This is a genomic window from Maribacter sp. 6B07 (assembly GCF_002700155.1).
Classification (GTDB): Bacteria; Bacteroidota; Bacteroidia; order Flavobacteriales; family Flavobacteriaceae; genus Maribacter; species Maribacter dokdonensis.
This window is the reverse complement of the sequence record NZ_PDUT01000001.1, coordinates 1,002,865-1,027,329: the sequence shown is the minus strand read 5'-3', so window position 1 is coordinate 1,027,329 and position 24,465 is coordinate 1,002,865. Positions and strand designations below refer to the sequence as shown.

Below are 24,465 nucleotides of genomic sequence, written 5' to 3'. Positions count from 1 at the left end.
AATTAATATTTTATATTTTTAATTGTTTCTATAACTTCATTTGCATAGGCAGCCCATGGTCTCTTTTTTGCCGTTTTTAAAGCTTCTTGAGCAACTGTTGTAATTTGTTCGGGATTTTCAATAAGTTCTTGTAATAAACTTGTAAGTTCATTGGTACTCCCTGGGGTTACCAACCACCCATTTTTACCATGTTCAATTAAATCTCCACCTGCCGTATTAACTGTAGTTATCACGGGTAAGCCTTGTGACATGGCTTCCGTAATGACCATACCAAAACCTTCAAATAAGGAAGGAAATATAAATATGTCTTGCTCAGCCATTAATTCCAAAACTTTTGGAAAAGGTAGACTTGGAATGTAGTTGTGCTTTTTTAATGTTTCGTTTAAAATAGAACATTGATCATTTAGTTTTCGCCCCACTATGGTCAATTCTACATGGTTTTTTAAACTTTCCACGGCACTAAATAAGTTAGCTATACCCTTACGCTGTGATAGACCACCAACAAATAATAATTTAAGCTTTTTATTGGGTTTTATTTTCGTAATTTTTTTTTCTGTATTTACGGAAGGAAAACCAAAGGGAACTACTTTGATTTGCTTTATGTTTCCTGAATATTCCTTAAGTGTATTGGCAGTAAAGGTACTTGCTGCAAAAACACAATCGGCTAATGCTAATTCTTTGTCTTTATTTAAAAGTTTTTCCTCTGAATCGTTCAAACCAGGTAGTGTAGCTTCCCATTCTGGCCATAATTCGCGTTCTTTTTGTAAAATTCTATGAGCGGCACGCCAATACCCTATGGGTTGGTCATAAAAACACTTTAAGCCTAATTCTTTGGCTTTTATAAAAGAATGAAATGCACCATCTTCATAGGCATATAAAGCGTCTGCACCAGCATTGGCCTCTTTTACTAATTGATTTGCAACCATTTTATCAAAATATTGATAAACACTGTATATTGAGAATTTTGCATGTTCTCCTGCTGTGTAATTTTGCATACCTAATTTTGGAAGTATCATACGCATTAACTCTTTGTAGGGATAGGTTTGAGTTAATTCTTGTAGTTCGCCAGGAAACTGCCTTTTTTTAAATTCTGAGAAAGGTTTAATTTTGCTTATCAAGTCCAAGCTATCATTTGGAAAAATAGCTACTGAGGTATAAAAACTCTGTAGAATTTTGATCTCATAGAATCCTTTTAACATGGCTCTATTTACTTGGTTGCTGGTAGGATGTGCGACAATTACTTTCATTAACTTTTTATTTTAATTAAGCTTAGCTTTCAGTCCAGCTAAAATTTCTTTTAAATCAAGGTAGCCATACTTAATAACATCTAAAATTTTCATATTAAGCATGCTAATGCTCAAAGGAAATATATAAAATGCCATTATTACATCTAATATCAAAGCACCTAGCGCAGCACCATTTAGTCCCCAAAACTTAGAAAATACGTATGTAAAAAAGACAGAGATTAATGCAGCGATAATACCAGTAAAAGCAAATTTATAGGGTTCGTTTTTTGCCCTGAAAACCGGTTCTGATGACCACCAAAAAGAATGAAATAGAATACTTAATACAAAAAGATGCCACATTGTAGTAGGAACGTTCAATTCATTTTGAGTCCATAAATTATAAAACCACAATCCAAATAATGCTAAGAATAATACACCTGCAAATGCTATTAAGAATGAGAGTACCACAGAGAATCTGTATATTTTTTGTGCTTTATGAATATTTCCAACACCTATTTCATATTGTAATTCAGGAAATATACTGGAACTTACAATATTTAGTAATTGATTAACCGATCTACTCAAGGTTCTAACCGTATTAAAAATTGCAACACCTTCTGCTCCTAAAATTATTCTAACAGCAAATGTAGTTCCTTGAAAATAGATAGCCTGCCAGGCTGGAAATATTAGATAGCCAAAACCCTTTTTTGTAATATCGTTAAGTATGATTTTATCCTTGACGCCATTATAATTTTTAAATAATACTAATACAGATTTACCTTTTAACCAATAGTAAATCGTAAAAGTTACCGTAACGATAAGTTGTGATATTGCAAATTCAACTATGCCATACCCCACTAAGAGTACAATTAATCCAAAACTTAATTTTAAAACAGCTCTTATAGTTATTAGGTTAATGCTTAATGCTGCTTTTTGTGCTGCTCTGTAATAGGATTCTATTAGTGGATCGTAAAAACTTAATAAGCATGCAAAATTCATTAGTGAAACCGCTATTATGGCATCATTTTTATCAATAATAGATTTGTCAAATATGTGAAAATAATCTAATGAAAAAACAACTACGGTACTTAGAATTATGGCGATTATAATTACTATTGTAATAAGATACATGCCAATTTTACTTATGTTCGATGCTTTTTGCTTTTGACCAGAAGCGTATGTTAAAACAAAACTATTTGCAGACGCGGTGCCAAATCCTAGATTAGAAAAAGCCAGAATACTAGGTACAATGGTTAAGGTGATCCACTCCCCGTAGTAAGCAGGTCCCCAGGCTGTTAAAAAAAATGGTACAAGGAATAATTGTTCCATTACTCGAACACCCTTTTGAAAAACTGATGCTAGTCCGTTCTGGAGCAATCTTTTTTTGACCGACATATATTATTTATTTCGAAAACTATTTATGGGCCTAAAGTTTAATAAGTCTTATTGCCATATCCATAAGATTGCCCTGATGAAGTATCATTCAATAAGACCATAGTATTTCGTAATTTGTTCTGTTGATAAATATTATTCAGCGTTTTTAAATATTCTTTCTTTGAGAAGCCTTGTCTTACTACGTAAATAGTGCTATCTATATATGGGTTGAGCGCAAAACCATCAGACACTTTTCCAATAGGTGCCGTATCTATAATGATGCGGTCGTAGTCCTTTTTAAGTTGGCTCAATAAAGTTTCTATTCGCTCATTTAATATAAGTTTACCCACTTCAATCATTGGTATGCCAGCACCGATTAAATTTAGATTCTCAATATCTTTATTGGTTTGTATGATTTCATTTAAAGGCATACCTTTTTTTACTATAAAATCTGTAATTCCAGGTTTTTCACTAAGTCCGAAAAGGGGCATTAACGCCGGTTCTCTTAAATCAAAAGATAGTAAGACAACTTTTTCACCAGCTGAAGCTAAGGAAATAGCTAAATTGGCCGCAACAAAGGTTTTACCCTCACCTTTCACGGAAGAGGTGACCATTAAGGTTTGGTTCTTGTCATTCTTTTTAAGGTATTCTAAATTAAATCTTAGCAATCTAAAAAGTTCGGCAGTAGGGGTGCGCTCTCTTTCAGATGCGATAAGGCTTGTTTTAGTCTTGTTTTTTGATATCTCTCCGAGAACTGGAGCCATAGATAACTTTGTTAATTCATCTAAAGAACTTATGTTATTGTTTAGTGTTTCTTTGGCAAAGACAATACAAAATGGCAGAAATAGACCAAGTAATAGACCTCCTAGATATAACGAGACTTTATTTGGGCTAACTGGGTATAGACTGGCTTTTGGCAAGCTCACAATTCTTGTGGAGGATACCGGTGCTGCCATTGATAGTACTTCTTCTTCTCTTTTTTGTAATAGATAAAGAAAAAGGCCTTCTTTAGTACTCTGTTCCCTACTAATATCCGATAATTTACGCTCCATAGAGGGTACTCTTGCGATTTGAGCTTGATATTTATTGGCGTTTGACTGTAAATTACGCTGTGCAATCAATAGACCATTTTTGGTACTGCGTACATTTTGTAGAATGGAAGAGCGTAAATTAGTTAAAGTGGTGTCCAAATCCACAATAATAGGGTTACTTGACGGTGTGGATTGTGCAAGACGCTTCTTTTCCATTAAAGTCTCATTGTAGGTATTGACCATATTACTCAAAACCCCATCATTTACAGCAATAGAACTACTTATAGTTGCATCTGCACCACCACTGTTAAAAGACTCTTCAACATAACCTAAAACATTGATCTGCGATTGATATTCTGAAATTCTATTTTTATAGTCGTTGGCCTGACCAATAAAACTGTTGGCGTTACTAGCCACATCGGTAATTACATTTCTGGATTTAAAATTCTCTACATTGCTTTCAACCCCTTCAATTTCACTGGATAGTTTTGTTAGACGATCGTCTATCATCTGAATGGTATTTTCAGCAATCTCATTTTCGTATTTAATAGTTTCCTCTACATAGGTTTCAATTAAACCGGCAACAATATCTTCACCTTTTTGTTTTGATGAGCTCAAAAAACTAATGTTCAATAAGTTGCCGCCTTTATTAGAAGGAGCAATTCCTAATCTACCTAAAAAATCAATGACCAGGCGATCTTTATTTTTTATTTGAAAGTACAGTGGTTTACCTTGGTCTATAAAATTGGTATCTTCTTTTTTGGTTACCGTAATCGTACCAAATGGTTCAGAGACCAAATCACCAAACTTATGTTCAGATGATATGGATTGGCCATCATATTCTGAAATTATTTGGTAAGTGTCATCAGTAAGAAGTTTTATATATATAGGAAGGTTGAAGGCAAGGTTTTTTGAAGTTTCATCTACCAATATGTCTACAGGAACATCATCACCGTAAATTTCAACGTCTCGTATTTTCCCTTCAACATAATAAGCTACATTAAGGTTTAGCTTAGAAATCACCTTTTCCATGATACCTGATGACTTTAAAATACCAATTTCGTCATCAATGCTATGCGATGTTTTAATTAAGCCAAGATTATTGAAGCCCTGGTTTTCATTGACACTCTGGCCAGCTGCAGTTTCTTTTATAAAAATAGTACTTGAAATGGCATAATTGGTATCTGCCTTATAACGTATATATAAAAATATAGCAGAAAGGCATATTACGATACCTATGGCAAATAGGGGCCAATATTTCACATATTTTTTTAAAATATCTGCGATATTTTTCTCTTCAGAATTTAAAAATTCAGGTTTATTCTCATTCATACGTAACTTGATTACTAAGGTGTTTTACTATTTTGAAACTTGCGATTTCATAAAAAGATAGAGGCAAGTTATTCAATTATTTTTACTAAAATGTTGAAAAATTGTGTCTGCGATCAATGATCGGCCATAGTTATTCCAGTGTGCATCATAAACTAGTGATGTGTTATTTTTTGCTGTTTGAAAAGCTTTCTTAAAGTCAATGATATTAATACCGTTTTGTTTACAAAAAGCTATAAACTGAACGTCTGTATGTCTACTATCAAGTAAAAGTTTAATTTTCTTATTGTCAAAACCATAAGTTTGAATCAATTTTTTGAAATTTGAAATACGTTTCATGGCAACCTCATGATGGTTTAATTCGGTAGACTCTTTTTTTTGTATCTCATGAGGATTTCTAATATGTTGTTTTGCAGAGGTCAAAAAGGTTTTAAAATTATTTAAAAGACCTAATTGTCTTAGGTAAGTAAGCAATTTACTTTGATTACGTAGTTGATCAAATTTTGATTCTTGAACTAGGCCAGGTTCGTGTACCGACCTTTCAAAATCATTTTCAAACTTCATATAGAGGATAATATCATCAATATTTTCAAATTCATCTGAGTATGCTTGAATTAAATGAAGTTGATCTGCCATATCATAACCTGAAATGCCATATTCATAAACTCGTATGGTATCAAATTTAGATTCCAACATTGTTCCTAAGGAATTAAAGTAAGGTTGATGCATACCTTCAATGTAAGAATCGCCAATGATGGCTATGTTATATGATTGGTTTGATGGGGACTCTGATGTAACTGTATTAAAACCATTTTTATTGATTTTATATGGTGTAACATGTTGTTTTCTGTTCCCTGTTACATTATAGCCTTCCTGATATGGGATATGTTTTCTTACCCCATAATCATCAACAAATTGTTTTGGGTTATCTGAATATAGATGAAATACCCTCACTAAACATTCCAGAATAGCAAAGACCAAAAAGCTTTTAAGTACTATTTGAAACATTAATTTTTTCATCTTTTAAAATTGAAAGTAAATAAAGCTTCTACCGGTGTTGTCATAAAAGAGAATCATAGCTAGTATCATTAAACTATAAATCATGGTTCTAGCACCTTTATATTTAAATTTAAAGGGTCTTCTTTCATCATTGCGAATGAGGTATTCATATAGTGTGAAAGCTATTATCAGAATAAAGAAATCTATCATTCTATATCCTTTAGGGTGTAAATAGTTTTCAAAATTCACTTCTGTCATAATTCTTTTTAAATAGGCAAAGGCATCGGTAACCGTTGGTGATCTAAAAAATATTCTTGAAAAACTAACTAGCGCAAATGTGAGTAATACTTGTAGCATCTCTATTATTGTCGGGATTCCGCTTTTTTCGCCTATACTATTGTCGGCATAAATTCTATTTCTTCCCATTAAAAAAACAGGTATATAAAAAAGAGCATGTAAGCCCCCCCAAATGATAAATGTCCAGTTTGCTCCATGCCAAAAACCACTTACTAAAAATATGATTACGATATTACGTATAGATAACAATTTAGAAACTCTTGATCCACCCATAGGAATGTACATATAGTGTCTAAACCATGTAGATAAAGAAATATGCCAACGCTGCCAATATTCAGCAACATTTCTTGAGAAATGTGGGAATTTAAAATTGCTTCTTAGTTCTATACCAAAAAGTTTGGAAGAACCAATGGCAATGTCACTATAACCGCTGAAATCACCATATACTTGAAAACTAAAAAATACGATGCCTAATACTAAAGTAGAGGCGGAGTAATTATTATAATTTAAAAATATGTCATCGACAATTGGAGCTAGGGAATCTGCTATAACGATTTTTTTAAAGAGTCCCCATAAAATTAATTTTAGACCATCCGTAATTTGTATATAATTAAACTTACGCTCATTACCGATTTGGGATAACAGATTTGAAGCCCTTTCAATGGGGCCTGCAACCAATTGCGGAAAGAAGCTTACAAAAGCTGTAAAAGCAATCAAATCTTTTGTTGGCCTTAATTTTTGATAATAGATATCCAATGAATATGAAAGTGTTTGAAAGGTATAAAATGAGATGCCTACAGGTAAAATGATATTAAGTGTTGAATATGTAGAATTTTCAATGCCTATACTTTGTGTTAGGTCAATAAAAGAATCAACGAAAAAATTGAAATATTTAAATGTGCCTAACAGGCCTAAATTGAAAACTACACTTACTGTTAACCAATTTTTCTTTTTACGTGGATTTTGAATATTATCATATATTTTATGACCTATATAAAAATCAACAAGAGAACTAGCTAAAATCAAAAATAAAAACCGAACATCCCAAAAGCCATAGAATGTGTAGCTGGCAAAAAGTAATAAAATGTTTTGCAATAACACCTTCTTCTTAGAAAGTGCCCAATAAATTACAAATACGACCGGTAAAAAAAATAAGTACTCCCAGGAATTAAATAACATTTTTTTGTTAAAAGTTTTGTTTTGATATAAAACAAGACTCAGGGGAATAGAAGCAAATAAAATACGACTGCACTAGTTAAGCCAGTGACAGAGAAATTTATCCTTTTCAGAATCTATTATTTAGTAAAAATTTAAACCAATGAATGGGATAAGTAAATAATATACTTATCTATTAATATTTAATATGACCAAAGACGCAGCTGAAATAATTCCTAGAACTAAAGAAATATTGGATCTGGTTAAACTTGATTGATCTTTTCTAGCTTTTACAGGTTCTACGTAAACAATGTCATTAGGTTTCAAATAAAAATTAGGGGAGTCTAATATGGCTTTATCATTTAAGTCTAATTGTGCAACGGTACGAACGCCGTCGGATTCATTGATAACCATAACATTATCTCGCTTGCCGTATATGGTCAAGTCGCCTGCCATGCCTAAGGCCTCAATCAAATTAATACGTTCTGAAGGTACCAGAAAAGTACTTGGATTGTTTACTTCACCAACAACCGTTATCCTATAATTCAAATATCGAATGGTAACTATTGGGTTACCTAAGTAATTGGTGAGAAGGTTGGTCAAGCTAACTTTAGCTTCATTTTTTGTTTTTCCACCTATATTAATTCTTCCTAATACGGGAAAATCAATTATACCATTCTCATCAACTAAATATCCGTCTTGCAAATTAGAAGTTGAATTACTTTGGTTATCGCCAACGGTACCCACTTTATTAAATGGTGCTGCTGCAATTGGATTGTTGTCACTTACCGAAATGTGTAATAAGTCTCCTGGTTGTATAACTGGCTGTGTCGTTTTTAAGGTTATATCTTCGGTAAGTAATTTTTCTTCACCGTAATTGCTGAAATAACCTAAGTTTCTTCGGGAACATGAAAAGATTAAAGGAAGTAAAAGAAATATTAAAATTCTATTTAAATATTGTCTGCGTATCATATTGTTCTGTATTTGTACAAAAAATTAAAGGATAGTCATTTGTTATCTAAAGCGTGCTCAAAAGTAGTATATGTAGAAGAAAAAGATTAATTAAAAATAAAGTATAAATCTCAATAAGGTTTCTTATTACTAGTATGCCTTTTCTTCATTAGTAAAAATATTAGTAAATGTTAGTACAATTATTTGAATATCAAGTAGAATGGACCATTTTTCCATATAAAATATATCATAACGAACACGGTTTACGATGTCCGATTTACGTATGATTTCTCCTCTATACCCTTTTACCTGAGCCAAACCTGTTATCCCTGGTTTTAAGAAGTGACGTACCAAGTATTTCTCAACAGATGTTTCATACTGCTTGGTATGTACCTCCATATGCGGTCTTGGTCCTACAATACTCATATCACCCTTTAATACATTGAAGAACTGTGGTAATTCATCTATACTGGTTTTACGTAGTATTTTGCCAAGTTTGGTTACACGCATATCATTTTTTGTGGCCATTTTAGTGTCACTATCGTCGCTTTTGGTCATTGATCTAAATTTGTAGCACCAAAATGTATTTTTATTAACCCCATGACGCTTCTGTTTAAAAAATAAAGGTCCTTTGGAATCGAACTTCATTAATATATACACCAAAGGTGTTAACCAAGAGAGAACAAAAATGATAACCATTAAAGAAAAGATGATGTCAAATATGCGTTTTATTAAATTGGAATATTCTAAATCCAAAGGTGAGGCCCTTAAATTCAAAACAGGTACTGAATCATATAGTTCAATGGACATAGCTCTTGAAAAAAGCTCTTTGTTATCTGGAATGATCTTAAGCTTCTTTAAACTATTATCTGCAATATTCATCAGATGTTTTATCTCGTCTTTTGACAAACGTGATGCCATGCAATACACTTCTTCAACATTGTTCTTAAAGATATATTCATAACTACTCTCAATGTTGCCTAAATAGGTAGGGCTGTTTGATTTAGAATTGTCAAAATAACCCATATACCGATACCCATATTTTGGGATATCAAAAATGCGTCGTATTTTCTTAAGGTTTTTATCCCTACCGATAACAACCGCTCTGGTATGCACATATTCTTTTGTTCTAACAAGGTTTCTTGACCAGTAGAAAAAAATTCTAAATAGCATTAACAAAATACATATGATGAGATAAACCATAAGCAGGTACTGCCAAGAATATGAGTAGGGTTTTAGAAATGTAAAGGATGAAAAATAAACTAAGCCAAATAGTAAATAGAGTTTAAAGAAATTTTTAAGGCTTTGACCAAAACTTTCTCTTCTTGCTGTTGGGTAAAAATCTAAACTATAGGTGATGAAAAACCACGAGAGGTTGATAAAAGCAATAGTGAAGGCATTTAAATATGTTATAGGTGTTAAGGCATATAGAGTGATGTTAACAATCAAAATATGTGCTAAAAACGAAAGTGGAATAACAAAAAATGACTTTTTCAATTTGCTGGGGATAAAGTTTGATTAAGGACGTTAAGCTTGTGACTATTGTAGCCTTTAATGAATAAATTGGAATGAATTCTATTAACTATAGCGTGCAAAAGGGATATAAGATTCTTTGCTGAGAAAATGTCTGATCTTAAAATAGGGTATAGCGCTCCGCATTGTCAGCCCCATTTTCTAGAACCAACCGTAGGTTTATATTTTAAAAACGAAGTATACCTAATACTTCATTAAACTTTTACGGGGGAGTTAAATGAAGCAACAAACTTAAGTAGCATAAAGTAACATTCCAAAAAATATCGATAACCAAATGGTTAATTGTGAAATAGAAATTTTAGATCTCTATTTACAAGTACTTTGGTATAATTTCACAATTATTATTATGAATTTATAAGTGTGATTTTTTAAAATGATAAGAATAGAATAATTCTACTATGTTATGATGTATTTAGTTTAGAACAAAGGGTAGGAAGTATGAAAATATGACATGGCTAAGCACAAATATGTCTTTGGTAATTGGAACAAGCTAGATACATAGGTATGGAGCTAAAGCAGAAGGTAGTGAAGAAAAATTATGCCAAATCCCTAATTTTCATATTAAGTACAACACCCATACCTTCTAGAACCAATCTTACACGTTTTTTACCTACTTCTATAACTTCGGCTTTTTGATCCTTTAACGCCCCATATTTAATGGCAACCTTATCACCAGATTCTAGTTTACATAAACTGTAGTTTTCTACCGTATCATTAGATAACCAGTTTTTTAAAGCTTCCATTTCAGTATTGCGAACTATGGCTGGTTTGCCTAACCAGTACAAGTACCGTACAACACCAGGAACGTTAAACACCTTCTGTCTGTCCGTTTCTGCAATTTGTACAAAAACGTAAGATTTGAATAAGGGGACTTCAATGGTCTTTTTACGATCGCTCCATTGCTTTACTTCCTTTATCATTGGGCAGTAGACTTCAATTTGATGGCTCAATAATCTTTCTGCTACCTTTTTTTCATTCTTAGGTTTTACATAAAGTACATACCAGTTTTTCAACATAAATATAGATAATGGATTCTCTAATATGGTAACTATTTTTTTGCTTTTGTAGTATTTTGAATACCCTAAAATAAGAATTTTGCATTCATACGTGCATTGTTTGGCGTAAATGAGCTAATTATAGTTTTTTATAGTTAGAAGGTACTATTTGTTGTTATTAAAATAAGTAGGAAAAAGATTACTTTCAATTATACTATTTTGACATAAGCATCGTTTTATACTAAACCCCAAATCAATACCTATGACGTTTTTAAGCCTATTCAAATCTGTGGTCTCTAAAGAAAATACCGTAGCATTATCTGAAACTGAAGTAACTAATGAGTTAAATCTATTATTGAACGATTTAACTATCGAAAGTCAAAAAGAAGAGGAATCTTCTGATGCATTTCTGAGTGATGAAAGGGTATCCGAGGTTTCTGAGCGAGAAAGGTTAATTGAAGAAAATCAGATACTATATGCTCAATTAATGAATGAGCGAATGCTAAGAACTAAGCGAAAGTTGATTTAAATTTTTCGCTACTTATTTAAAACAATTCTATAAAAATTTTGAATTATTAATACGCAAAAAGCTCTCAATTTCTTGAGAGCTTTTTGCGGTCTGGACCTGACATGAAACTATCTTGTAATATCCTGAATTTTCAGATGGAAATAATTATAAAGTGTCTGAAATTAATATGTCTGTATTTAAGAAATTTAAAAGTTGGCTTATTGATTATAAAAAATATGCATAAAAGAGTACGGTCTTGATTGATCGGACTCTTTTTAGTTTATCACGTACTCAAAAGAACAGAAACAAAAAATGCCCCATATATGTGGGGCATTGATATAGTTACTCAATTTATTTTAATCCTCTAGTTGCATGGTAAAATAGATTTTATACTCAACGCCATTATCCTCTACCACAACATAACCGTCGCGATCATTCACCGTTAAGGCATAATCTTCATTGGATAAAGCTCCTGTTAATACCGTGGTGGGATAAGTGAAATAATTCTCTACAACAACATTTTCATTTTTACCTGTTACGATTCTTTTTATAGTATAATCCCCAATATCTTCATTGAAAGTCAAAAGAATCTGTTTTGCAGAAGTAGCATTGCTATCGCTATATAGCTTAGACTCAGCAACCTCTAAAGTTGGGTGCTCTGAAGGCAGTTGTGTAATAGTAATGCTATAACCGATGTATTCTAAGGGATAGATCGTATAGTTACTGGAATAAGCCACGTTATAGGTTCCCGTTGGCATGTATTGGCGAGATGAAAGATCAACGATAAGGTTTCTGTTAGCATCTACTTCTTCACTATAAACATAATAGTAATTACCCATACCATCACTTAGCAACACATTACTTCTTTTCCTTAAAAAGTTTGAGTTGGCATAACCAATAACTGGACCATTAAACAAATTTTCCCCCAATATTTTAAAAGTTCCATCTTTGCGCACCGAAGTAGTACTTATAGAATTAACTACCGGTTCCTTGGCAAAAACAACCTCTATTTTGTTTCCTTCGCTATTGACAAGGTCAAATACTTCATCCCCATCGGCATTTCGTATGACCAATTTAAAATCGGTACCTTCTGCCGGCAATACATTTGGAAGTTCCGGCATTTCAACCCTAACCCCTGATGTAATGGATGTATTATACTCATCTTTTTTAATCAATTCATAATAGACCCCACCCTTTAAAAGGAAAAATTCATGATCATCCACAGCATCATCCTTTATATATACAAACAAATCAAAAATATGTCCCGGCCATATTGCTTTCTCAACAGGTATTGGATTGCCATCGTTATAAGGGGTTACTACCCTTGTGAAATTCGATTTTCCTTTAAGTAACCTAAATCCGTCAGATTCATCGGTATTTTCACTTGCTATCGAAACTTCAAGTGCAAATCTGTTATTTATATAGGAATCGGGTAGGGTTGCCGTTATTTCATTTGTTTCTTCATTAATACTCTTTACCTCAAGGTCAAAGGACTCCAAATCACTGAACAACCGTACTTGGATACTATCGCGATAAGGTGTGAGTTCATTCACCTCGAACGTTATATCGCCTCCTAAAGGCACATCAGCAAATTCACTTGAAACAAAACCATCTATTCTCACTTCTTGAAGTGGCCGATTCTTAGCCAAAACAAGAATCTCATTTGTTGAACCATCGGCTCCTGTCACTGTATATTTGACCGGAGAAGAATAATCAGTTATTCCGGCGGGATCAGGCTCCAAAGTAGATCCTTCAGAAACCTCGATTTGTGCTTTTAAATCTGTTATATCGGCAAAGGTGAACGTATAGTACAACGTATCTATATCTGCCGGATTTTGCCCGTGAAAACCCGTGCTATAACTACCCGAATTCTCAAAAGTTACCAATGTAATTTCATTTTCGGGATCAGATTTGTCCAATACGGCCGTATATTCCTTTTGGGATTCGTCCTCAGCTGTTACCGTATATTTAACCGGACCTGTAAAATCTACTGTTTCTTCCGAAGCTGGATCTATATCCGCCAATTCGGAATAAGTGATTATCGGTGCCAAAGCAGTTAAATCTGTGTTAGAAGGAAAAGTATAAAAGATACTGTCGTTCCTGATTGCCGCCGTATAATCTTCATTGTCAATACTTATTTTAAATGAAAGAATCTCTTTGGCATCACTCAAAACCTCCTCTTCTGGAGTTTTAGGCGAATCATCGGATTCATTTTTGGAACATCCTAAAAAGGACAAGGTCAATAAAAAAAGTGCAATAGGTTTTTTAAGCATAATTTGATTGTTTGTTAAATTGGTTTAACGACGAAAATATAATTTCATTGCTTTTAAAAACATAATCACGGGTATTCACAACATGTTTTACTCTCTACGTATTATTTCTTTTTGACGTAGGAAGGGGTTAGCTACTTTTTCCATGTAATTAAAACGAAATTTTTTTTTCTTTTCATGTAGTGCTATCATAAATCAAGGACATTTGTTATTTGTTTAGTTTTGAGAATATTGGTTTAATAATCTTAGCAAATTAATATGCTTACCATCTGGATGCCCGTTTCAATTAGGTTCTACAGAGATTATTGCTTGCCCCGCGGACGGCTAAGTTTTAGAAAATTACGCTGCTTAACCAACATACTTGCGATAACATAAGGTAGATTTTTTTACAATTTGGAGTTTCTGTTGATGGTCAATAGAATATCTAATCTTGGATAATTGTGAATAGCCTCCGATATAATCGAGTATTTAAAATTACCAATTGTATCATCTTGTCTCTATGGACGGACAGCTTGTAGAAATAATATGAGTGTAATTTTAGCTAGGAAAAGATTTACCGTACAAATACCGTACACGCTATAAACGCAAAAATCCTAACTAGTTATTAGTAACTAATTAGGATTTGTATTTGCGGTCTGGACGGGACTCGAACCCGCGACCCCCTGCGTGACAGGCAGGTATTCTAACCAACTGAACTACCAGACCGTGGCGTTTAGCGAGTGCAAATATACACCGCATTTTCAATTGCACAAACATTTTTCTTTATTTTTTTTCAAACTAGAGAAACTTATTTCTCTCTACAAGAAAAGTATTGAGCACTGTAGAGAAATCTCGGTGTATATCTATGTCCACATATTTAATTTTATATTGGGCACATTTCATTTTTATATCATTTAAGTAATTTGTAACCCGTTCATTATAAGATTCTTTTATGTTGTCTGCGTAGAGGTCTAAATGTTCTCCAGTTTCTACATCGACAAATCTCTTGGGGGTGTTTTCAAAATTGAAGAAGATTTCTCGCTGTTTATCCATTGGGTGAAAAAGAACCACATCATGCTTATTATATTTTAAATGACGTAGCGCTTCAAACAATTCTGCATCATTTTTTTCGGTCTGAAACATATCGGTAAACAAAAAAATGAGACTTCTACGCTTAATATTCTCTGCAATTTGATGTAAATAGGTGTACGTTTTGGTCTCCTTAGGCGGATTCTTTGCCATACCCACACTACTTAACTGGGCTAAAAGCATCTGAAAATGACGTTCGCTGCCTTTTTCTGGGGCGTAATAGTTATAAGCATCGGAGTATATGCTAAGCCCAACAGCATCTCGTTGTCTTTTAAGTACGTTCATTAACGCTGCTATACTCAAGACGCTAAAACCAATTTTGTTTAAGTTGTCTATACTTAAATTGTCTACCTCAGGATAATACATAGAAGCAGAGTTATCCAAGATCATGTGGCATCTTAAATTGGTCTCTTCCTCATATCTCTTGGTGTACAGCTTGTCTGTTTTGGCAAACAGTTTCCAATCTATATGTTTGGTACTTTCGCCATTGTTATAAATTTTATGTTCCGCAAATTCCGCAGAAAACCCATGGAACGGACTGCGGTGTATTCCACTTATAAAGCCTTCTACAACTTGATTGGCAAGTAGCTCTAAATTGGAGAATAACGACGATTTGTTTAATTCTGATTGTAGATTCACATTACTAAAGATAGTGAAGACGGCTGAACTATATAAGTGGAAAGAATTAAAATTACTGCAAATAATAAGAGCCGGCATTTGCCGGCTCTTCTAACTTATTTTATTATAACGTGATACAGTTTGCTTACAAAGCTGCGTCAATAGCGTCTGTGTACACTTTCTTAGGTGAAACACCTACTTGTCTACTTACTATCTCGCCGTCTTTAAAAACTAAAACTGTTGGTATATTACGTACACCATATTTTGCAGCAAACTCTTGATTTGCATCTACATCAACCTTACCAACAACAGCTTTGCCGTCATATTCAGTACTAACTTCGTCTATGATAGGACCTACCATACGACAAGGACCGCACCATGCTGCCCAAAAATCTACTACTACAGGTTTATCGCTTTTTAAAACTACCTCGTCAAAAGTAGCATCTGTTATTTCTAATGCCATTTTATTTACTTTTATTGATTATGCAAATTTAGTCAATTATTCTTCTGTTTCCTTACGTGCCAACAATTCGTTTTACCTATAGGGGTATCAAGCTAATTTATCAATTTTTAGGGCTATTTTCTTACATTTTACTGCTAAATAAAAGTTATAATTTACAGTAATGATGTTTGTAAAACGCATATTCTTAGCCTAATACTCCATAAATACATTATTTAGTTGAGCTTAAAATGAACGTCTTGTTGCTCTAAAAGTTGTAATAATTCGCTCGAAATCTGCACTTTTTGTCGTCTGCTGTTCAGATTCACCTTAATTTTTTCTTCCATTTCGTAGACAATAAAATTAATGGCATGGTCTCCTTTATGGCTGTCAAAGGTGTCTTTTAAGGTTCTGACTTTTTCTTCTTTTAACTCGGCAATATTAAGTTTAATGGTCAGTTTTCTGGCATAGGTTTCCATGACTTCTTGTAATAACATAAAGCTATTGAATTGCATTCTAGGATCTCCTTTCTTTCCCGTATCCTTATTTGTCCATCCATCTCTGACATAGAGTTTTACATAAGCGAAGGAATTGATCATTAAGAAATGTCTGAATTTCAGGTATTCCTCACCAAATATTCTAAATTCAAAAGAGTCCGTATAGTCTTCCATGGTAAACGCAGCCCAGCCTTTACCGTTTTTAGAAACCCTATGCTGTACATCTGTAATGACTCCTGCAAAGGTAAGTTCTCTGTTTACATATGTTGGTAAATCGTTTACGCAGCCCACATTTGCGTTACAAAAAGCTTTGATTTCCGTTTTAAAATCATCTAAAGGGTGTCCGGATATATAGATACCTACTACTTCCTTTTCTCGACGGAGTTTTTCCATGGTCCCCCATTCTTCACAAGGTGGTACAACGGGTTCCGGTATTTGAACCTCACTGGCGTCACCAAAAAGACTTACCTGTGAAGAGTTTTCGTTTTCTTGATACTTGGCACCGTATTTAATGACTTTTTCAAGAAATGTAATACCGTCACCTTCATCATGAAAATATTGTGCCCTATGTGTAGTACCAAAAGAATCGAAGCCACCTGCAACGGCAAGGTTCTCAAATGCCTTTTTATTGGCTGCACGTAGGTCTATTCGTTTGGCAAAATCGAATACAGATTTATAAGGCCCTGCATCTTTTCTGTTTTCAACTATGGTTTCAACGGCACCACGACCAACGCCTTTTACCGCTCCCATACCAAAACGAACCGCACCGGCATCGTTTACGGCAAATTTGTAGTAAGATTCGTTTACATCTGGTCCAAGTACATCTAGACCCATGCGCTTACATTCTTCCATGAAAAATGTAACCTGTTTAATATCGTTCATGTTGTTGCTCAGTACCGCGGCCATATATTCGGCAGGGTAGTGGGCTTTACAATATGCGGTTTGGTAGGCGATCCAGGCATAGCAAGTGGAGTGCGATTTGTTAAAGGCATAGGCTGCAAACGCTTCCCAGTCTTTCCAAATTTTTTCCAATTTATCTACGGCATGTCCTTTTGCTGAAGCTTGTTCAATGAACTTTGGCTTCATTTTATCTAGTACGTGCTTCTGTTTTTTACCCATTGCCTTACGCAATACATCGGCTTCACCTTTTGTAAAGTCTGCCAACTTTTGCGATAGGAGCATCACTTGCTCTTGGTAAACTGTAATACCATAAGTTTCCGCTAGGTATTCTTCACAAGCGTCAAGGTCATATACAATTTCTTCGGTACCGTGTTTACGGGCAATGAAACTTGGTATGTATTCCATTGGGCCAGGACGGTACAAGGCGTTCATGGCAATAAGATCGGCAAAAACCGTTGGTTTTAGTGATCTCATGTGTTTCTGCATTCCGGGAGATTCATATTGGAATACACCTACCGTTTCACCTCGTTGGAAAAGCTCATAGGTTTTTTCATCATCCAGCGGAAAATTCTCAGGGTCTAGTTCAACACCATGTTTGGCTTTTACGATTTTAACGGTATCCTTAATTAAGGTCAACGTTTTTAGTCCCAAGAAATCCATTTTCAACAACCCTGCGCTTTCCACTACCGAGTTGTCAAATTGGGTACAGTACATTTCCGAATCTTTGGCAAGCGCCACGGGTACGAACTTGGTTATATCATCTGGTGTAATGATAACCCCACAGGCGTGAATACCGGTGTTACGTACAGAGCCTTCCAATACGTACGCTTGGTTTAAGGTTTCAGATTCTAATCCGTCGCCTTCGGAAATGTTCAAAAGCTCGTTTATCTTCTCGAGTTCTTCACTGTTGAATTTGCTTCGGAGTACCTTTTCATCAATGCCGATAATTTTTTTCAGCTTGGACATGTTCGGGATCAACTTCGCCATACGGTCCGCATCACCTAAAGGTAGATCAAGCGCTCTTGCCGTATCTCGAATAGATGATTTCGCGGCCATGGTACCATAGGTGATAATCTGTGCCACCTGGTTAGATCCATACTTGTCAATTACGTAGTCCATAACCCGACTTCGCCCTTCGTCATCAAAGTCGATATCGATATCGGGCATACTAACACGATCCGGATTTAGGAAACGCTCAAAAAGTAAATCGTACTTAATAGGGTCTAAATTCGTAATCCATAAGCAATAGGCAACTGCAGATCCCGCAGCCGATCCACGACCCGGACCAACGGATACATCCATTTGCCTTGCCGCCCTTATGAAATCTTCCACGATCAAGAAATAACCCGGGTAGCCGGTCTTTTCAATTACCTTGAGCTCAAAGTCTAACCGTTCATCAATTTCGGGTGTAATCACCCCATATCTCTTTTTAGCACCTTCATAGGTAATGTGTCTTAGAAATTTGTTCTCACCACGTTTGCCTCCGTCTAATTTATCTTCTTCGAATTGAAACTCTTCTGGAATATCAAAAGCAGGTAACAGTACGTCACGTGCTAGGGTAAAGGTTTCTACCTTGTCTATAATTTCTTGAATATTGATGATGGCTTCAGGAATATCCTTAAAAAGCTCCTTCATCTCATCAGATGATTTAAAGTAGTATTCTTGGTTGGGCAAGCCATAACGGTAACCACGACCACGACCTATGGGAGTTGATTGTTTTTCCCCGTCTTTTACACATAAAAGAATATCATGCGCATGGGCATTTTCTTTCTCTGCATAATATGTGTTATTGGTAGCAACGAGCTTGACATTGTGCTTTTTTGCGAACTGTATTAAAACTTGGTTCACACGGTCTTCATCTTCTTGACCATGGCGCATAATTTCTATATAGAGATCATCGCCAAAGGTTTCTTTCCACCAAAGTAATGCTTCTTCAGCCTGATTTTCACCTACGTTCAGGACTTTACTTGGAACTTCACCATATAAGTTACCGGTAAGTACCATGACGTCTTCCTTGTACTGCTCAACAATTTTCTTATCAATACGTGGTACGTAGTATTTACCGTCTACAAAGGCTATTGAAGACATTTTTGCCAAATTTAGATATCCTTTTTTGCTTTTGGCAAGCATGACTATTTGGTATCCGTTGTCTTTTTGAGATTTGTTGGTATGGTCTTCACATACTTGAAATTCACAACCAATTATGGGTGTGATCTCCTGTTCTGGTTCGGGCAATTCCTCTAAAGGTTCTTGACCTTCTTCTAGCGTTCCGTTTTGGGTAGCCTCATAGCGCTTTTGGTTGGCTTCGTTCCTGGATACTACTCCTTTGTTATGATTGAGTACGCCGTTGACGAAATGAAAGGCGCCCATCATATTCGCATGGTCCGTCATAGCTACTGCCGGCATTTTTGCCTTGGCGGCGGCGGCTACTAGATCAGGAACACTAATGGTGGACTGTAGAATAGAGAATTGCGTGTGGTTATGTAAATGCGCAAAACTTGCATTTTCTAATGTCGCAAGGTTTTCCTGTATTTCTTCTTGTGAAACTCCGCCCGTATCTTTTTCCCATAGGGCATCGGCAATTTTTTTCGATGCTTTTTTAAGGTTGATATGCTTAAGACCGATAAGTTGAATCTCTTGCGGATTAGCTTCGGAGAAATTCTTGAAATAATCGGGTTGAACGTCTAATTGTTCTTTGGTATATTGTTGCTTTCGTATAAGTTCTAGAAAACAACGTGTGGTAGCTTCAACATCGGCAGTTGCATTGTGTGCTTCACCAAATGGTTCGCCAAACAAAAACTCATGTAGTTCTGTCAATGTGGGTAATTTGAACTTACCACCACGACCACCGGGTATTTGGCATAGTTGTGCCGTGTGTTCTGTACAAGTATCTAAAACAGGAAGTTCTTGTAATGGGTTTTCAACACCTAAACGGTGAAATTCCGCCCCCATGATATTCACGTCGAATCCAACATTTTGCCCAACAATGAATTTTGTTTTGGACATAGCAATGTTGAATTTCTCTAAAACCTCTGCAAGAGATACACCTTGTTGCTCGGCAAGTTCTGTAGAAATACCGTGGATCTGTTCAGCATCATAGGGTATGTTGAATCCGTCTGGGCGCACCAAATAATCTTGATGTTCAATACAATTACCCATTTCATCATGCAACTGCCAAGCGATCTGTATACAACGTGGCCAGTTGTCCGTGTCAGTAATAGGGGCATTCCAATTTTTTGGAAGACCGGTGGTTTCGGTATCAAAAATAAGGTACATATCGTGTTTTCTGAGTGTTCAAAAGAGGTCAGAATTTTGACCTAAAAAGTGCCTATAAAATTACGAAAAAGGAGGTGTTGGTGAAAACGTAGTTGCTAAGAGTTATCAACGGGTGATTTTTTAGCTATTTTTATTTGGGCTATTCCTGATTTAAATAATTGACTTTGAGTGTTTTTAGAGCTTGAAAAGAATTTTGGGTTTGTTGATTCAAATAACTTTAAATCATTGTTGCCAATTCAGCATTTTGAATTATATTTGCACCCGCTTTCAGATGGGCTTTGCTTATTGATGGCGAACGAGTTAAAAAACTAGAATTAATAATCAGGGGTCGGGCACCCTACAAATTAATGTGATATGCCAGTAAAAATTAGATTACAAAGACACGGTAAAAAAGGTAAACCATTCTATTGGGTAGTTGCTGCAGATGCAAGAGCTAAAAGAGATGGTAAATTTTTGGAAAAATTAGGTATCTACAATCCTAATACAAACCCTGCAACTATTGAACTTGATGTTGATAGTTCTGTAAAGTGGTTACAAAACGGAGCACAACCAACGGATACTGCTAAAGCTATTCTTTCTTATAGAGGTGTGCTTTTAAAGCATCATTTATTAGGTGGTGTTCGTAAAGGAGCATTGACCGAAGAGCAAGCTGAAGAAAAATTCAACGCTTGGGTTACTGAAAAAGAAGCTGCAATTGCCGATAAAGTTGGTGGATTGGATAAAGCGAAAGCAGAAGCTAGAGCTGCTGCATTAAAGGCTGAGAAAGAAGTAAACGATAAGCGTGCTGCTGAAGCTGCCGCTGCAGCTTTGCCAGAGACTCCAGAAGGTGAAGACGCTGAAGCGGAAGTAGAAGCTGTTGAAGCTGCTGGTGAGCCAGAACAAGCTACTGAAGCTCCTGCTGAAGACGATAAAGCATAATTTTTAAGAAACGATGCGAAAGGAAGATTGTTTCTACCTAGGTAATATCGTTTCAAAATATAGTTTCAAAGGTGAGGTATTGGTTAAACTAGATACCGATGATCCTGAGATATACGAAAATATGGAATCAGTATTTGTTTCTTTAGGAAACAATCTGGTTCCATTTTTTATTAAAAGATGCCGACTTCATAAATCTAACTTACTTCGTATAGATTTTGAAGAGGTGAAATCAGAATCAGATGCAGATCGCATCATGAAATCTGGACTTTATTTGCCCCTTTCCATATTGCCAAAACTTACCGGCAACAAATTCTATTATCATGAGATTATCGGTTTTGCTATGATCGACTCCGTTCACGGTGATATTGGTATTATACAAAGTGTTAACGATACAACTGCACAAGCGCTCTTTGAGGTAGAAAAAGATGGCGCACAATTATTAATACCCATAAGTGATGATTTCATCACTAAGGTAGATCGTGAGAATAAGCGTATTCTTGTCACTACACCAGAAGGTCTAGTAGACCTGTATCTGTCTTAAAATCAAACACTACTGCTTATTGCTGTTTTTGTAAGTATTTCAGGTATTTTTTAATATAATCATATTTAACGATTTCATTTTTACGAATTTTGATATTATTTAGCTTGTTTGCTTTGTTATTGGTCGAATTTTAACGGTTATTAAATGGTAAAGTTTGTAAGTTCATTACAGATTTAAAACCACCATCAATGACCAAGAATGTAATGAGCCAATTGTTCAGCATTGCTGCTTTTGTTTTTGCAAGCTGTGTATTATGCAGTTGTGCTTCTGAAGCTGATAAGACAATTGCACTGGAAGATGGCAATAAAGAAACGGCCATACCCGAAAAAATCGATTTCACTTTTCATGTAAAGCCTATTCTATCGGACCGATGTTTTATATGTCACGGTCCGGATAAGAATGCCGTTGAAGGTGATCTATCCCTTCACTCCGCCGAAGAAGCATACAGGGCTTTAGGAGAACTTAAAGACCATGCGGCTATTGTGCCCGGTAATGCAGCTCAAAGTAGTTTGGTAGAACGTATTTTCAGTGATGATCCTAATTTGATCATGCCACCACCGGAATCTAACCTGGTTTTAGAGGATTTTGAAAAAGCTATTCTAGAAAAATGGATAGCACAAGGTGCCGAGTATAAAACGCATTGGGCATTTATACCACCTACTCCGCAAGAAGTACCGGAAAATGATGGTGCTAAAGTTTGGGGCAGCAATGAAATAGATGCTTTTATCTTAAATAAATTGACCGAAAAAGGGTTGAGCCCTAGTTCTCGGGCAAGTATTGAAAAACTATTGCGCAGAATTACTTTTGACTTAACCGGATTGCCACCCACTTTAGAGCAAATAGAAAAATTTGCGGCTAATCCTTCACAGGAAAAATATGAGGAGGTTATAGATTCATTGCTGTCAACGGTAGATTATGCCGAGAATATGGCTGCAGAATGGATGGATATTGCCAGATACGCAGATACCCACGGGTATCAAGATGATTTTGAACGTACCATGTGGCCTTGGCGAGATTGGGTTATTCACGCTTTTAAGGAGAATATGCCATATGACCAGTTCGTTACCTATCAATTAGCGGGTGATCTAATGCCAAATGCCAATCTAGAACAAATATTAGCTACCGGTTTTAACAGGAATCACAAGATAACTGCCGAAGGTGGGGTGATTCCTGAAGAATACCGGGTTGAATACGTAGAGGATAGAAATACCACGCTGGGTACGGCGTTTTTGGGGCTTACCTTAGAATGTGCAAGGTGCCATGACCATAAGTATGATCCCATTAGTCAAAAAGATCACTTTCAGTTTTATAGCTTCTTCAACACAATACCTGAAAAAGGCTTGTTGGATAATGCTGCGGATTTGCCCGAACCTTACATTAAAGTGACGCAGAAAGAAGTGAGCGATATTCTAGGATTCATCAACCTTGAGAAAAGTGAGATGAAAGAGGTGCCGGTGATGGTGATGAAAGAAATGGATCAGCCTAGGTCTTCATTTATATTAAAAAGAGGTATTTATGATCAATATGGCGATGAGGTATTTCCAGATACTCCGGAATCCATTTTACCTTTTGATAACTATCCGAAGAACAGATTAGGATTGGCAAAATGGCTGTTTGATGATAAGCACCCACTTACGGCAAGGGTTGCGGTGAACAGATTATGGCAGCGAATGTTCGGTAGTGGTATTGTAGCATCTTCTTTCGACTTTGGTAATCAAGGTTCGTTGCCTACACACCCGGAATTGTTGGATTATCTGGCAATCAAATACAAAACTGAAGGTTGGGATACCAGAAAAATGTTGAAATACATTGCAATGTCCGAGGCATATCAGCAAGATACAAAGGCTAGTCCCGAGAAATTGGAGCAAGACCCTGAGAATAAATATTTGGCGCGCGCCTCTCGTTTACGACTTTCTTCCGAGGCTATTCGTGATCAAGCCTTGGCGTTTAGCGGATTGCTGAATAGGGAAGTGGGCGGTCCTAGTGTTAAGCCGTATCAGCCAGAAGGTATCTGGGAAGAAACTACGGGTGGCGGTGGTGGTAGTACGGCTTCCTATACCTTAAGTGAGGGTGAAGATGTGTATAGAAAAAGTATTTATACGTTTTGGAAACGTACCGTTCCACCACCAAGTATGATGACTTTTGACAGTAGCTCAAGAGATTATTGTTCGGTTAAAAGGCAAGAGACCAATACCCCGTTACAAGCTTTGGTATTATTAAATGATCCACAAATAGTTGAAGCCGCAAGGGTAGCTGCCGTAGGTGAGATGGAGGCAAACCCCAATGCGCAGAGCGAGCAGATAAAAACCCTGTTTTACAAAGCGACCTCGCGTATGCCCAATGAGATGGAGATACAGTCTTTGACCGATTACTATACTGAAATGCTGTCGAAAGTTGAGAACGGTGAAATTTCTACAAGCGAGTATTTAAGCATTGGCAGAAGTGAAGTACCTACGGGTTTAAACAAAGAAAAGTTAGTGGCAATGACCTTAACGGCACACACAATTTTGAATTTAGACGAAACTATAAATAGAGGCTGA

Annotated in this window: 16 protein-coding genes and 1 tRNA gene; 4 read left to right on the top strand and 13 right to left on the bottom strand. The window is 35.6% G+C overall.

The annotated features are described in order from the left end of the window. Positions 1–2: 2 nt before the first annotated feature. From CSC80_RS04325 to CSC80_RS04290, 8 genes are all read right to left on the bottom strand, one after another. Positions 3–1,247, bottom strand: coding sequence for a glycosyltransferase family 4 protein (locus tag CSC80_RS04325; protein WP_099190022.1), 1,245 nt, complete (start codon positions 1,245–1,247; stop codon positions 3–5). A gap of 12 nt (positions 1,248–1,259) precedes the next feature. Further along, positions 1,260–2,555: a hypothetical protein gene (locus tag CSC80_RS04320; protein ID WP_099190020.1), complete on the bottom strand. Its 1,296-nt coding sequence runs from the start codon at positions 2,553–2,555 to the stop codon at positions 1,260–1,262. Between the two features lie 104 nt (positions 2,556–2,659). Then, complete coding sequence (locus CSC80_RS04315; protein ID WP_099190018.1) at positions 2,660–4,963, bottom strand: polysaccharide biosynthesis tyrosine autokinase; 2,304 nt, start codon at positions 4,961–4,963, stop codon at positions 2,660–2,662. Positions 4,964–5,035: 72 nt separating this feature from the next. After that, positions 5,036–5,980, bottom strand: coding sequence for a hypothetical protein (locus CSC80_RS04310; protein WP_099190016.1), 945 nt, complete (start codon positions 5,978–5,980; stop codon positions 5,036–5,038). A gap of 3 nt (positions 5,981–5,983) precedes the next feature. Then, positions 5,984–7,435: an MBOAT family O-acyltransferase gene (locus CSC80_RS04305; protein ID WP_099190014.1), complete on the bottom strand. Its 1,452-nt coding sequence runs from the start codon at positions 7,433–7,435 to the stop codon at positions 5,984–5,986. Between the two features lie 165 nt (positions 7,436–7,600). Then, on the bottom strand, positions 7,601–8,383 hold the full coding sequence (locus tag CSC80_RS04300) for a polysaccharide biosynthesis/export family protein (protein ID WP_099190012.1): 783 nt from the start codon (positions 8,381–8,383) through the stop codon (positions 7,601–7,603). A 129-nt stretch (positions 8,384–8,512) separates the two neighbouring features. After that, on the bottom strand, positions 8,513–9,859 hold the full coding sequence (locus CSC80_RS04295; RefSeq protein WP_099190010.1) for an undecaprenyl-phosphate glucose phosphotransferase: 1,347 nt from the start codon (positions 9,857–9,859) through the stop codon (positions 8,513–8,515). 572 nt (positions 9,860–10,431) lie between these two features. Continuing rightward, positions 10,432–10,911 (bottom strand): UpxY family transcription antiterminator, encoded by a 480-nt coding sequence (locus CSC80_RS04290; RefSeq protein ID WP_099190008.1) that lies wholly within the window; start codon positions 10,909–10,911, stop codon positions 10,432–10,434. Between the two features lie 241 nt (positions 10,912–11,152). Here CSC80_RS04290 and CSC80_RS04285 point away from each other — a divergent pair, with 241 nt between their 5' ends. Then, complete coding sequence (locus CSC80_RS04285) at positions 11,153–11,419, top strand: hypothetical protein (protein ID WP_099190006.1); 267 nt, start codon at positions 11,153–11,155, stop codon at positions 11,417–11,419. 335 nt (positions 11,420–11,754) lie between these two features. On the opposite strand, the gene CSC80_RS04280 is transcribed toward CSC80_RS04285, so the two are convergent. The 5 genes from CSC80_RS04280 to dnaE all read right to left on the bottom strand — a co-directional run bounded on the left by CSC80_RS04280 (position 11,755) and on the right by dnaE (position 20,466). Further along, positions 11,755–13,671 (bottom strand): hypothetical protein, encoded by a 1,917-nt coding sequence (locus tag CSC80_RS04280; RefSeq protein WP_099190004.1) that lies wholly within the window; start codon positions 13,669–13,671, stop codon positions 11,755–11,757. Positions 13,672–14,299: 628 nt separating this feature from the next. After that, a tRNA-Asp gene (locus tag CSC80_RS04275) sits at positions 14,300–14,373 on the bottom strand. Positions 14,374–14,445: 72 nt separating this feature from the next. After that, on the bottom strand, positions 14,446–15,375 hold the full coding sequence (locus tag CSC80_RS04270) for a DUF58 domain-containing protein (protein WP_099190002.1): 930 nt from the start codon (positions 15,373–15,375) through the stop codon (positions 14,446–14,448). 124 nt (positions 15,376–15,499) lie between these two features. Then, positions 15,500–15,817, bottom strand: coding sequence for a thioredoxin (gene trxA / locus CSC80_RS04265; protein ID WP_027065108.1), 318 nt, complete (start codon positions 15,815–15,817; stop codon positions 15,500–15,502). Positions 15,818–16,029: 212 nt separating this feature from the next. Further along, positions 16,030–20,466, bottom strand: a complete 4,437-nt coding sequence (gene dnaE / locus CSC80_RS04260) for a DNA polymerase III subunit alpha (RefSeq protein ID WP_099190000.1) — start codon at positions 20,464–20,466, stop codon at positions 16,030–16,032. Between the two features lie 354 nt (positions 20,467–20,820). Between dnaE and CSC80_RS04255 the strand changes: the two genes are divergently transcribed. From CSC80_RS04255 to CSC80_RS04245, 3 genes are all read left to right on the top strand, one after another. Beyond that, a complete protein-coding gene (locus CSC80_RS04255; protein WP_091607202.1) occupies positions 20,821–21,384 on the top strand; it encodes a 30S ribosomal protein S16 in 564 nt (187 codons plus the stop codon). 13 nt (positions 21,385–21,397) lie between these two features. After that, positions 21,398–21,925: a ribosome maturation factor RimM gene (rimM, locus tag CSC80_RS04250; protein ID WP_099189998.1), complete on the top strand. Its 528-nt coding sequence runs from the start codon at positions 21,398–21,400 to the stop codon at positions 21,923–21,925. Positions 21,926–22,113: 188 nt separating this feature from the next. Then, a complete protein-coding gene (locus tag CSC80_RS04245) occupies positions 22,114–24,465 on the top strand; it encodes a PSD1 and planctomycete cytochrome C domain-containing protein (RefSeq protein ID WP_099189996.1) in 2,352 nt (783 codons plus the stop codon).

Bases quoted from the DNA above. Each gene is read 5' to 3' on its own strand.
- dnaE (WP_099190000.1), bottom strand. From the start codon at position 20,466: ATGTACCTTATTTTTGATACCGAAACCACCGGTCTTCCAAAAAATTGG.
- CSC80_RS04315 (WP_099190018.1), bottom strand. From the start codon at position 4,963: ATGAATGAGAATAAACCTGAATTTTTAAATTCTGAAGAGAAAAATATC.
- CSC80_RS04290 (WP_099190008.1), bottom strand. From the start codon at position 10,911: ATGTTGAAAAACTGGTATGTACTTTATGTAAAACCTAAGAATGAAAAA.
- CSC80_RS04310 (WP_099190016.1), bottom strand. From the start codon at position 5,980: ATGAAAAAATTAATGTTTCAAATAGTACTTAAAAGCTTTTTGGTCTTT.
- CSC80_RS04245 (WP_099189996.1), top strand. From the start codon at position 22,114: ATGACCAAGAATGTAATGAGCCAATTGTTCAGCATTGCTGCTTTTGTT.
- CSC80_RS04255 (WP_091607202.1), top strand. From the start codon at position 20,821: ATGCCAGTAAAAATTAGATTACAAAGACACGGTAAAAAAGGTAAACCA.
- rimM (WP_099189998.1), top strand. From the start codon at position 21,398: ATGCGAAAGGAAGATTGTTTCTACCTAGGTAATATCGTTTCAAAATAT.
- trxA (WP_027065108.1), bottom strand. From the start codon at position 15,817: ATGGCATTAGAAATAACAGATGCTACTTTTGACGAGGTAGTTTTAAAA.
- CSC80_RS04300 (WP_099190012.1), bottom strand. From the start codon at position 8,383: ATGATACGCAGACAATATTTAAATAGAATTTTAATATTTCTTTTACTT.
- CSC80_RS04280 (WP_099190004.1), bottom strand. From the start codon at position 13,671: ATGCTTAAAAAACCTATTGCACTTTTTTTATTGACCTTGTCCTTTTTA.
- CSC80_RS04305 (WP_099190014.1), bottom strand. From the start codon at position 7,435: ATGTTATTTAATTCCTGGGAGTACTTATTTTTTTTACCGGTCGTATTT.
- CSC80_RS04285 (WP_099190006.1), top strand. From the start codon at position 11,153: ATGACGTTTTTAAGCCTATTCAAATCTGTGGTCTCTAAAGAAAATACC.
- CSC80_RS04325 (WP_099190022.1), bottom strand. From the start codon at position 1,247: ATGAAAGTAATTGTCGCACATCCTACCAGCAACCAAGTAAATAGAGCC.
- CSC80_RS04320 (WP_099190020.1), bottom strand. From the start codon at position 2,555: ATGGAACAATTATTCCTTGTACCATTTTTTTTAACAGCCTGGGGACCT.